This is a genomic window from Postechiella marina (genome assembly GCF_039538365.1).
Classification (GTDB): Bacteria; Bacteroidota; Bacteroidia; order Flavobacteriales; family Flavobacteriaceae; genus Postechiella; species Postechiella marina.
Genome location: NZ_BAABCA010000003.1, coordinates 170,736 through 182,344, shown reverse-complemented (window position 1 = coordinate 182,344; position 11,609 = coordinate 170,736). Strand labels below are relative to the sequence as shown.

The window sequence follows — 11,609 nt, the reverse complement described above, 5'->3', positions numbered from 1 at the left end:
CCAGCAATAGGTTTTGTTTGGTTGCCTATCACTTTCTCTTAAAGTGAAAGTGATAGGCTTTTTTTTAATAATTAAGTATATTATAAATGGAAGCATTAGAAAAAAAAGCTAAAGAGGTTTTAGTAAATAATTTTAAAGAAGGGTTTAGTATTCCCTGTGCAAAATTATACCCATTCCAATGGTTCTGGGATTCTGGCTTAATAGCTATAGGTTTTGCGCATTTCGATATGGAAAAAGCAGAACAAGAAATAGAAACACTATTAGATGCGCAGTGGGGCAATGGGTTTATTCCTCATATCATTTTTCATACAGAAACAGATACCTATTTTCCTGGGGCAGATTTTCATCAATCTAATTTACACCCAGAAGCATCAAAAAAATATAGATCTACTGGCATGACACAGCCTCCAGTTACAGGTTTTGTGTTAGAAGAAATGTACAGAATTAGCAAAGATAAACCAGCCACATTAAAATATATAGAAACGGTAATAGATAAGGTTTATAGCAATCACAATTATTTCTTTACAAAGCGAGATCCTCAAAACGAAGGTTTAGTTTATATTTACCATAACTGGGAATCGGGTACAGATAATTCTCCTATTTGGGACGATATTTGGGCTACAATGAATCCGCCAGAATACACTTTCGAAAGACGAGATACTACGCATGTTGATGCATCCGAAAGGCCATCAAAAAGAGAGTACGATCACTATTTACATATTATAGAAATAGCAAAAGAACACAATTATAGCGACGAAAAAATAGCAGAATTATCTCCGTTTTTAGTTCAAGATCCGTTATTTAATGCTATGCTTATAAAATCTAATCAAAGTTTAATTGCATTGTATAAGCTAATAGGAAATAACGACGATAAAGTAGAGCAATTACAAAAATGGCAAGATAAAAGTGTAAAGTCGTTTAACAACAAGTTATTCGATGAAGAGTTAGGTGCTTATATTCACTACGATTTAAGAAACGAAAAACCATTAAGATATTTGTCATCATCATCATTTGCGCCATTATATGCTAATATCCCTTCTAAAGAAAGAGCTGCATCTATGGTTAATATTATGATGGATAAGTTTGGTGGCGATCAGCAATATTTATGTGCATCTTTCGATCCAACAAGCGAAAGGTTTAACCCTAAAAAATACTGGAGAGGTCCGGTGTGGGTAAATCTAAACTGGATGCTGTTTAATGGTTTAAACCAATATGGTTATAACAATATCGCAGAACGCGTAAAACAAGATACTATAGATATTATAGCAAATAATGGGTTTTACGAGTATTTCGATTCTAGAAAACAAGCTCATAAAGATGGGAACGCTGGTTATGGTGGAAACGATTTTTCTTGGAGTGCAGCTCTATATATCGACTTGTTAAAACGATAAAATACAAAGGATTAATAGCAATTAAAATATTCGGAATTTCTTTTTTTGAGACTCTTAGTTATTCCGGTGTTTTTTTAATAAGGGGTTTTAAATGTGAGAGATTAAAACCCTTTATTGTCCTTTAAAAATAAAAATGAGGAAACCAGACTTTACAAAAAATGATGTTTTAGAAAACGATTTTGTTAAGCTAAGCCCTCAAAGACTAGAGCACAATAGAGTGCTTTTAGAAATTTCTAAAGCCCCAATATTTGGACCTCTTTTCTTGAAAAAGGAAATGGAATAGACAATTTAACCAAATATATAAGCACAACTGTTAATAACAGAACTTTAAAAAAAGAATATTCTTTTATAGTTTTTCGATAAATTAAAAAAACAGTACGTTGGTACAACGCATTTTTACGATTATTCTAAAAAAAAATGAATAGTTTAAAACTGGAGCACACTTGGTACGGTATGTCATTTAGAGGTGTAGGATTAAATAAACAATGCGAGTACTTATTATTCGAATTTGCGTTTGAAACCATTAAGGTAGGAAGAATAGGTTTTGATGCTTATGCTGATAATCAAATTAGTATCTCTGCCTTAAAAAGTGTAGGATGTAAAAATAAAGGTGTTTTAAGAAGCATTTTTCCAGCTATTGATGGTAAAGGAATAACAGACGCTATTTTAATGAGTATCTTGAAACAGGAATGGATAGAGTATGTGAAAATTGAGTTACAAAACAAACTAAATACTAAACTTAAAATTAACTAAGCATGAATTATATAGATTATATTATAATAGTAGTGTATTTATTGGCCTTTATAGGAATAGGTTTTTTCTTTAAGGAAAACAATAACTCTAAAGACTATTTTTTAGGCGGACAATCCATGGGCTGGTTCCCGTTAAGTTTATCTACCATGGCAACACAATTATCGGCCATTAGTTTTATTTCTGCACCTGCTTTTGTAGGGTTAAAAGAAGGTGGAGGTTTACAGTGGTTAACCTACGAGTTTGGTGTGCCACTCGCAATGGCTTTTTTATTAATAGCTATAATTCCTACTTTGTATAATTCTGGTATTGTTAGTGTTTACGAGTATTTAGAAAAACGTTTCGATGCATCATCGCGTTTACTAATTAGTTTTGTTTTTCAAATTAGTCGTTCTGTAGCAACAGGTGTTATGGTGTATACTATGGCATTAATTTTACAAGCAACGGTTGGTATCGAGTTCTGGATTTCTGTGCTACTTATAGGTGTTATTACCATGATTTATTCGTTTCAAGGTGGTATGAAAGCTGTTATTTGGGGAGATGTTATTCAAATGTGTATTTTATTCTTCGGTATAATTGTGTGTTTAGTTTATGGTATTAGCGAATTAGGTGGTTTCGAAAACTTTTTAACACATGTAGATAAAGATAGATTAACAGCTGTAGACTTTTCTAAATGGGGATTTAACAACGCAGATAAAAATGATGAGTTTGGATTTTGGCCCATGGTAATTGGAGGTTTCTTTTTATACGCTTCCTATTACGGAACCGACCAAACACAATCGCAACGTTTATTATCTGCTAAAGGCATGCCTACTATAAAGAAATTACTTTTAGCAAATGGTTTGCTTCGTTTTCCAATTACGCTTACATACTGTGTAATGGGGTTAGTTTTAGGTACTTTATTATTACAAGATGTAGGTTTTCAAGAATTAATGGAAAGCGTGTACCAATCTAATATAGGTAGTTTAGAAGGTAAAAAAGCAGATTTAATGGTGCCTGTTTTTATTATAAAATATTTACCTAATGGTATTATAGGTATACTAATTGTGGCAATAATGTCTGCAGCCATGTCGTCGCTAAGTTCTACGGTAAACTCTTTGTCTGCTGTATCGCTAGAAGATTTTATAAAACGTTTTAAACCTAACATGACCGATAAGCAATATGTAATGAACTCGCGTTTATTATCTGTATTTTGGGGTGTTGTATGTTTGTTTTTTGCCTTTTTTGCGGGAAGTATAGAAGGTACAGTAATAGAGGTAATTAATAAGATTAGTTCTATATTTTATGGCCCTATTTTGGCTGCTTTTATCTTAGCTATTTTAACTAAAAAAACACATGCTCTTGGTGCTAATATTGGTATTGTTGCTGGTGTTGCTTTTAATATGTACTTATGGCTTTATGTGCCAGAAATATTTTGGTTCTGGTGGAATGCCATAGGGTGTTTAGTAACTATAGTTGTTGCTTATGGTGTTAGTTTATTAATTAAAAGAGAGGCTAACCAAGGTTTACCGGTTACTTTTTATAAAGGCGGAAAAAAAGAAGTTGCAGTACTATTAGGGTTCTTTGTACTTATTGTTGTTGTGGCTTACTCTGTTCATAGTTTTTTTGCATAAGTTGATTTAATATAATTAAAGATGAAAATTGTACTAGCACCAGATAAGTTTAAAAATTCTTTAACAGGGTTAGAGTTTTGTAATGCGGTAGAAGAAGGAGTTCTTGCTGTTAATCCAGATATTGATATTGTTAAATTACCCTTAGCCGATGGAGGCGATGGTACTATTGAGGTTGTTAATTATTACCTAAAAGGAAACGTGGTAAATGTTGAGGTTAACAATCCTTTTTTTAAACCTGTTAGTGCATCGTATTTATATGCTGAAAATTCTAAAACAGCATTTATAGAAATGGCTGAAGCTTCTGGGGTTAAATTGTTAAATTTCGAAGATTTTGATTGTAAAAATGCAACAACTCTTGGTACGGGCGAAATGATTGTTGATGCTATAAATAAAGGTGCTAAAACCATTATTTTGGGTATTGGTGGTAGTGCTACTAACGATTGTGGAATAGGAATGGCTACTGCCTTAGGCTACCGTTTTTTAGATAAAAATGATAAAGAAATAAAACCAATTGGTGCAAATTTATCTAAAATAGTATCTATAGATGTTAGCCAAGTAAATAAAAAACTTAATAATGTTATTTTTAAAGTAGCCTGCGATGTTACCAACCCGCTTTATGGAGAGCAGGGAGCTGCCTATATTTATGGTGCTCAAAAAGGTGCTACAGCAGAAGATATTATTTTGTTAGATAAAGGATTAGAAGATTTTTCTAAACTTATTAATGTAGTTTTTAATATTGATGCACAAACTATAAAAGGTGCTGGTGCAGCTGGTGGTATGGGTATTGCTTCAAAAGTGTTTTTAAATGGTACTTTAGAGCGTGGTATTCAACTTATAAAAGATTTGGCTCAGTTTGATGCTCAGCTCGATAATACTGATTGGATAATTACTGGCGAGGGTAAGTTAGATACACAAACCATGTCTGGTAAAACAATACAAGGCGTGCTGTCTTCCGCGAAAGCAAAAAAAATAAAAGTAGCTGCGTTTTGTGGCGCTATAGATTTAGAAGGAAATCAAGAAAAAGACTTTGGTATAGCTTATGCAGATGCAGTTATTAATTATGCAAAAGATTTAAATGATGCCATGTCTAATAGTTATAAGTACACAAAAAATATGGCGTTAAAATTCTCTAAACACTTGTAATTTAGCTTTTTAAATATCTCCGCCAACTTTTAGTCCGCTTGGCACTTTTTTGGGTATAGTTTTGTCAAAATTATCATCATTTAAAGTATTTAAAAAAGATATAATAGGGCCAAAATCTTTCATAGCAATAGTTAAATTTTGAGCTAGTGTATCAATCTTATCTATGGCAACTTGTTTGTTTCTACTTTTTTTAAATTTTAAATCTTCGTAAAACTCTAAAACTTTTTGTAAGCTTAGCATGGTACCATTATGCATATAAGGCGATGTGTGGCGTAAGTTGCGTAGTGTTGGCGTTCGAAAACCAAATTGTTTTTCGAAACCATCATCAACTATATCTAGTTTATTGTTTTCGGGTACGCCTAATACATGAATTTTGTAATCTGTAAACATCGGTCCGTTATGGCAATTTATACAGCCAACTTTTTTAAATAAATTAAAGCCAGATTTTTCTGCTAGCGAAATAGCGGTAGAGTCGCCACGCATGTATTGGTCAAAACGCGAATTATTGGCAATTAAAGTTCTTTCATAAGCAGCAATAGCTTTTCCTATGTTATCAATAGTAATGGCTTCGTTAAAAACAGATTCAAATAAATTTTTATATTCTGGAATAGATTTTAGTCTAGAAATAACTTCTTCTAGAATAGAGGTTTCAGAGTAGTTTAAACCTCGCATTTCTTCCATAGCTTTTATGGGTTCTATAGCTTGATTTTCTAGGCTTTTAGCTCTATTATCCCAAAACATAGGCGATGTTTCGGGGTTATAGTGGTATAAGGAATCTATACCGTTAAAAGCAGTGTTTAAAATAGTGTGAGCGTTACGTTTTACAAATGGAATGGTATTTGGTTTTTTAAAAACACGTTTGCTACCAAACCCTTTACCATTAACACCTATAGAAATGTCTCTAAACTCTGCAAAACCATTTTTAGGATGATGGCAAGTTGCGCAAGCCACATCTTTATTGCCAGATAAAATTGGGTCGAAAAATAGTAAACGACCCAACTTGGTTTTTTCTGCAGATGCACTATTGTTTTTAGGCGATTTTACCTGTAAAGGCAACGCATTTACGCGCGTGTCTATTCTGGAAATACCTATTGTTTTGCTTTTACTTTTAGAATTACAACTAAAAAAAAGTACGATTATTAAAATGAGTAAAATACGTTTATGTAATACTAATAAAATCAAAATACGTTTTAATTAATTTATTGTTTTTCTTTAAAACTATCAAATTCAGATTTAGTTGCTGTTTTAGGAAATGTGTTATTTTTAATATCGGTATCGGCAAACTCAAAATTAGGGTCTAAATTAACCTTTTTTACTTCTTTTTCTTTAATAAATGTTTTGGTCGCGGTGTATTCGTTTATACGCCAAATTTGAGCAGGAAGTTTATCTATTTCTTTAGTACCATCTGTATATTCCCATTCTATAGTTACAGGCATTACAAGACCACCTTTGTTGTTAATTGTAATTTCGTAAATGTTTTTGTTGGCTAATTGTTTGCGTAGTTTAGGTTCGTCTATTCGCGATAAAAATCCGCCATAACTAGCATCTGGTGTTGTAGTCATGTTTATAACTTCAGGTCCGTTAGAAAAATCTGTAGCTTTTCCACTTTTATTTTCACTATCTATTTTTGTAGATTTCTTTTTATGTTGATCTTCAATATTTAACTGCTCCTCGTAAACTTTAAACCATTTTACATTATCCAGCTCCATATCGACATGGTCTGTGGTAAAAAACCAGCCTCTGTAAAACCAATCTAAATCAGAGCCAGTAGCATCTTCAAGTGTTCTAAATAAATCTGCAGGGTTGGGGTGTTTGTATTTCCAACGGTTAGCATATTCTTTAAAGGCAGCATCAAACAGTTCTTTACCAACAATAGAGTTTCTAAGCATTTGGAAACCAACCGTAGGTTTTTGGTAAAAGTTAGAGCCAATACGCATTAAAGACTCACTATCAGACGTTGTCATAATTGGGCGCATTATAGACTTGTCTCCACTCATGTAAGGAATAATGCTTTGAGGTGTTGTACTTTTAAAATTAGGGTATTTTTCTGCCACCGTTCTTTGGTGTAAATAAGTGTTTAAGCCTTCGTCCATCCACATCCATTTGCGTTCGTCAGAACTCACAATCATAGGAAACCAATTATGTCCAACTTCATGAATTATGGTGCCAATCATTCTCTCTTTTGCAGCATCAGTCATTTTACCATTTTTAGGGCGTCCACCGTTAAAACTAATCATAGGGAACTCCATGCCAACGTTTGATGTGTTTACAGAAATAGCAGCAGGATAAGGGTACTCGAAAGTGGCGTTAGAGTAAACTTCTAAAGCAGCAACTATAGCTTTGGTAGACTCTTCTTGCCAAACAGGTAAGCCTTCTTTAGGAAAGTAAGACATAGCCATAGTTGTGTGGTCTGAAAACTTATAAGCTTGAGCGTCCCAAATAAATTTTTTAGATGATGCAAATGCAAAATCGCGTACGTTTTTAGCTTTAAATTTCCAGGTTTTAGTTCTTTTAGATGTGGTTTTTTCGTTTTCTCTAGCTTCTTCTGGTGTAATAATAAGTAAAGGTTTATCAAAAGATTTTCTAGCTTTACTCAATCTAAAACGTTGTTTTCTAGTAAGTACTTTGTCACTGTTTTGTAATACGCCTGTTGCAGCTATTATGTGGTTGTCTGGTACTTCAATTTCTACATCGTAATCTCCAAACTCTAAAGCAAATTCTCCAAGACGTTGAAATTGCTGGTTTTGCCAACCTTCAGTATCATTATAAACAGCCATTCTAGGAAACCAATGTGCAATTAAATACATAGTGTTTTTATCTTCGGGGAAATATTCGTAGCCTTCTCTAGAAAGTAAAAACATACTTCTGTCTGTAATAGGGTAAGACCATGCTATAGAGAAATTAAGTGTTTCTCCTGCTTTTAAAGGTGTTTTTAAAAGAACCTTCATCATGGTATTATTTACCATAGATGTCATTGAGTTGCCTTCGCTGTCTTTAATATGTTTTATGGTATAACCAGCAGGAAAATCGATAGCACGCGTTAAAAATTGCATGTTTCTTGTAGGTATATTGTTTTTTATATTTCCAAAAATACTCCCGAAATCTTCGTTTTCTTTTCGGTTAATATTTTGCTCTAATTGTATCCATAAATAAGTTAAATCGTCTGGCGAGTTGTTGTAATATGTTATGGTTTCTTCTCCAGAAAGTATATTATTTTGGGTATTTATAGTCGCTTTAATTTTATAGTCTGCACGTTGTTGCCAGTAGGCTTTACTGGGCGCACCGCTAGCTGTTCTAGATGTATTTGGAGCTGTAATTAATTGATCTATAGGTTCGAACTTGCCTTGCCAAGGTTGTTTTTGGGCTGTTAGTGCTTGGCATAAGCCAAGAGCCAAGCATAAAGTGATTAGCTGTCGCATATAATTTAAGATATTTGAGTTAGTCATGCACAAGATACTAATATTTATAAGGATTTGTTAATAATCAACTAATTACTTGTAAGCAGATTACGATATTGTTAAAAGCGAAAAAACCACTGCATTATTAATTGTTAAAAGCATATTCGTTCTGTACATTTGCATTACTAAATTAATAACTGAAAATCACATTCTTTAATTATTAAAGAATGACAAAAACGAAATAAATAATGAGTGATAAAAAGAAAGAATCAGTAACTTTTGATGTTTTAATAGAAATACCTAAAGGAAGTAGAAATAAATACGAATACGATTTTACATTACATAAAATTCGTTTTGATCGTATGTTGTTTTCTTCTATGATGTATCCAGGAGATTACGGTTTTATTCCAGAAACATTAGCTTTAGATCAAGATCCATTAGATGTTTTAGTACTTGGTCACCAACCAACTTATCCAATGGTGGTGATGGAAGTAAGACCAATTGGTGTTTTTTATATGACAGATGAAAAAGGACCAGATGAGAAAGTGATTTGTGTACCTGTTTCTGATCCAATTTGGAGCAATAAAATGGATATTACAGATTTAAACCCACACAGACTTAAAGAAATAGAACACTTTTTTCAAGTATACAAAGATTTAGAAAAGAAGAAAGTTGATACTGGTGGATGGGGAAATGCTGAAGCTGCAGTTAAAATTTACCACGAATGTGTTAAAAGATATGATGATAGTGAGCACAAGAAAAAACGTACTTTTACGATATAAATTATCATATTCTTAAAATATTGCAATATAATTGAACCATCTTAAATTTAAGGTGGTTTTTTTTATCACTTTTATTTTCCTACTTTTAGTTCTGTTAAAAAAATATTAACCTTTTAATCAACTAACTAAATATGGAATTAATAGTGAATTTTCTGCCTCTTTTTGGGGTCTTAGCATTAGCTTTTGTTTTTATTAAAAATGTTTGGGTTTCTAAACAAGAAGTAGGTGATGCTAAAATGGCTCGAATTGCCAAAAACATTTCTGAAGGTGCCATGGCATTTTTAAAAGCCGAGTATAAGGTTTTAGTAATTTTTGTTATTGCTGTAGCTATACTGCTATATTTTAAAGGAAACTCTGAAGTAGGTTCTAATGGTATGGTAGCGGTGTCTTTTATTGTTGGTGCTATTTGTTCTGCACTTGCAGGTTTTATAGGCATGAAAGTAGCAACCAAAGCCAATGTAAGAACAACGCAGGCTGCTCGTCAATCTTTAGGAAGAGCATTAGAGGTTGCTTTTGCGGGAGGTGCAGTAATGGGTTTAGGTGTAGTAGGTTTAGGTGTTTTAGGACTTAGCGGATTGTTTATGTTATATAGTGGGCAAGGCTGGGAAATAGGAGAGGTGCTTAATGTGTTATCTGGTTTTTCTTTAGGGGCGTCGTCCATAGCTTTATTTGCTCGTGTTGGTGGTGGTATTTATACCAAAGCTGCCGATGTTGGAGCCGATTTAGTAGGTAAGGTAGAAGCTGGTATTCCAGAAGATCATCCTTTAAACCCTGCAACTATTGCAGATAATGTAGGAGATAATGTTGGAGATGTAGCTGGTATGGGAGCCGATTTGTTTGAGTCGTATGTAGGTTCTATTATAGGTACTATGGTATTGGGTGCTGTTTATGCTACATTACCAGAATTTCAAGATGCTTTTGATGGTTTAGGAGCAGTATATTTACCACTTATGCTAGCAGCTGTAGGTATTGTAATGTCTATTTTAGGAACCTTTTTTGTACGCGTAAAAGATGGTGGAAATCCGCAAGCGGCATTAAATATTGGAGAGTTTGGCTCTGCTGGTTTAATGTTAGTGGCTTCTTATTTTATAATTAATGAAATGCTACCAGAATCTTGGGTAGATTCAGGCACTACCTACACATCTATGGGTGTATTTTGGGCTACAATAGCAGGCTTGGTTGCAGGTTTAGCTGTAGGGAAAATAACAGAATATTATACTGCTACAGGTAAAAAACCAGTAATGGATATTGTAAAACAATCCGAAACTGGAGCAGCAACCAATATTATTGCAGGTTTAGGGGTAGGAATGATGTCTACAGCAATTCCTATTTTGTTAATTGCAGCTGCAATTATGGTGTCTCATCATTTTGCAGGTTTATATGGTATTGCTATTGCAGCAGTTGGTATGTTAGCTAATACAGGCATACAATTAGCTGTTGATGCCTACGGACCAATATGTGATAATGCCGGTGGTATTGCAGAAATGGCAGAATTGCCAAGCGAAGTTAGAGAACGTACAGATAAATTGGATGCTGTTGGTAATACCACTGCTGCAATAGGTAAAGGGTTTGCTATCGCATCTGCTGCTTTAACTGCTTTAGCGCTATTTGCTGCTTTTATGAAAACAGCCAATATAACTTCTATTGATGTTTCTAGACCAGATATTATGGCTGGGTTACTTATAGGTGGTATGTTACCTTTTGTTTTTTCAGCTTTATCTATGAATGCAGTTGGCAGAGCAGCCATGGCAATGATTGAAGAAGTGCGTCGTCAATTTAGAGATATTCCAGAGCTTAAAGCTGCTTTAGGTATTATGAGAAAATATGACTCTGACATGACTAAAGCGAATGAAGCAGATAGAGCTATTTTTGATGCTGCAGATGGTGTTGCCGATTATGGGAAATGTATCGATATTTCTACAAAAGCATCTATTAAAGAAATGGTTTTACCAGGTTTGTTAGCTATTGTTGTGCCTGTTTTAGTTGGTTTTGGCGGACAATGGTTTGGTGTTGGAGGCGCAGAAATGCTAGGAGGTTTACTAGCGGGTGTAACCACTTGTGGCGTTCTTATGGCTATATTTCAGTCTAATGCTGGTGGCGCATGGGATAATGCTAAGAAAACCATTGAAGAAGATGGTAGAAAAGGAACAGACGTACATAAAGCTGCTGTTGTAGGCGATACAGTTGGAGATCCGTTTAAAGATACATCGGGACCTTCTTTAAATATTTTATTAAAATTAATGTCTGTTGTAGCTTTAGTAATAGCTCCAAGTATTGCTATAACTACTGGTGGTGTTGCAAATTATGTAGAACAAAAAACAGAAATAAACGAAGTGGTATACACACACGCAGAGCCACTTAAAGCAGAAACCTTTAACAAGGTTAAAGTTAATAAAAATTAGCGTTGCATGATGATGCTATTACAAATACAAATGCTTTTAAATTAAACAAACTTTATAAAAAGTAATTAACTTTTTTTATTATGACTAATTCAAATTAAGTAACAAAAAAACCACGCTAATAGCGTGGTTT

The 11,609-nt window shown here is 33.7% G+C and carries 9 protein-coding genes; 7 read left to right on the top strand and 2 right to left on the bottom strand.

From position 1 onward, the window contains the following. The first annotated feature begins 86 nt into the window (after nucleotides 1-86). The 5 genes from ABD715_RS07365 to ABD715_RS07345 all read left to right on the top strand — a co-directional run bounded on the left by ABD715_RS07365 (nucleotide 87) and on the right by ABD715_RS07345 (nucleotide 4,897). Nucleotides 87-1,391 carry an MGH1-like glycoside hydrolase domain-containing protein gene (locus ABD715_RS07365; protein WP_344787496.1) on the top strand — a complete coding sequence of 435 codons (1,305 nt, stop codon included), beginning with the start codon at nucleotides 87-89 and terminating at the stop codon, nucleotides 1,389-1,391. Nucleotides 1,392-1,524: 133 nt separating this feature from the next. Next, the gene (locus ABD715_RS07360; protein WP_344787495.1) at nucleotides 1,525-1,674 is read left to right on the top strand and encodes a hypothetical protein; all 150 of its coding nucleotides are present in this window, start codon (nucleotides 1,525-1,527) and stop codon (nucleotides 1,672-1,674) included. Between the two features lie 134 nt (nucleotides 1,675-1,808). Beyond that, nucleotides 1,809-2,144 (top strand): GNAT family N-acetyltransferase, encoded by a 336-nt coding sequence (locus ABD715_RS07355; RefSeq protein ID WP_344787494.1) that lies wholly within the window; start codon nucleotides 1,809-1,811, stop codon nucleotides 2,142-2,144. Between the two features lie 2 nt (nucleotides 2,145-2,146). Beyond that, nucleotides 2,147-3,754: a sodium:solute symporter family protein gene (locus tag ABD715_RS07350; protein ID WP_344787493.1), complete on the top strand. Its 1,608-nt coding sequence runs from the start codon at nucleotides 2,147-2,149 to the stop codon at nucleotides 3,752-3,754. 21 nt (nucleotides 3,755-3,775) lie between these two features. Beyond that, entirely contained in the window at nucleotides 3,776-4,897 is a 1,122-nt protein-coding gene (locus ABD715_RS07345; protein WP_344787492.1) for a glycerate kinase, read from the top strand. A 9-nt stretch (nucleotides 4,898-4,906) separates the two neighbouring features. On the opposite strand, the gene ABD715_RS07340 is transcribed toward ABD715_RS07345, so the two are convergent. Further along, complete coding sequence (locus ABD715_RS07340) at nucleotides 4,907-6,079, bottom strand: cytochrome-c peroxidase (protein WP_344787491.1); 1,173 nt, start codon at nucleotides 6,077-6,079, stop codon at nucleotides 4,907-4,909. Between the two features lie 17 nt (nucleotides 6,080-6,096). After that, entirely contained in the window at nucleotides 6,097-8,316 is a 2,220-nt protein-coding gene (locus tag ABD715_RS07335) for a M1 family metallopeptidase (RefSeq protein ID WP_344787490.1), read from the bottom strand. 227 nt (nucleotides 8,317-8,543) lie between these two features. On the opposite strand from ABD715_RS07335, the gene ABD715_RS07330 reads away from it, so the two are divergent. Next, complete coding sequence (locus ABD715_RS07330; RefSeq protein WP_344787489.1) at nucleotides 8,544-9,077, top strand: inorganic diphosphatase; 534 nt, start codon at nucleotides 8,544-8,546, stop codon at nucleotides 9,075-9,077. 131 nt (nucleotides 9,078-9,208) lie between these two features. After that, on the top strand, nucleotides 9,209-11,479 hold the full coding sequence (locus ABD715_RS07325; protein WP_344787488.1) for a sodium-translocating pyrophosphatase: 2,271 nt from the start codon (nucleotides 9,209-9,211) through the stop codon (nucleotides 11,477-11,479). The last annotated feature ends 130 nt before the right edge of the window (nucleotides 11,480-11,609 follow it).

Coding starts and splice junctions, on each gene's coding strand:
- ABD715_RS07365 (WP_344787496.1), top strand. CDS start 87: ATGGAAGCATTAGAAAAAAAAGCTAAAGAGGTTTTAGTAAATAATTTT.
- ABD715_RS07360 (WP_344787495.1), top strand. CDS start 1,525: ATGAGGAAACCAGACTTTACAAAAAATGATGTTTTAGAAAACGATTTT.
- ABD715_RS07355 (WP_344787494.1), top strand. CDS start 1,809: ATGAATAGTTTAAAACTGGAGCACACTTGGTACGGTATGTCATTTAGA.
- ABD715_RS07350 (WP_344787493.1), top strand. CDS start 2,147: ATGAATTATATAGATTATATTATAATAGTAGTGTATTTATTGGCCTTT.
- ABD715_RS07345 (WP_344787492.1), top strand. CDS start 3,776: ATGAAAATTGTACTAGCACCAGATAAGTTTAAAAATTCTTTAACAGGG.
- ABD715_RS07335 (WP_344787490.1), bottom strand. CDS start 8,316: ATGCGACAGCTAATCACTTTATGCTTGGCTCTTGGCTTATGCCAAGCA.
- ABD715_RS07330 (WP_344787489.1), top strand. CDS start 8,544: ATGAGTGATAAAAAGAAAGAATCAGTAACTTTTGATGTTTTAATAGAA.
- ABD715_RS07325 (WP_344787488.1), top strand. CDS start 9,209: ATGGAATTAATAGTGAATTTTCTGCCTCTTTTTGGGGTCTTAGCATTA.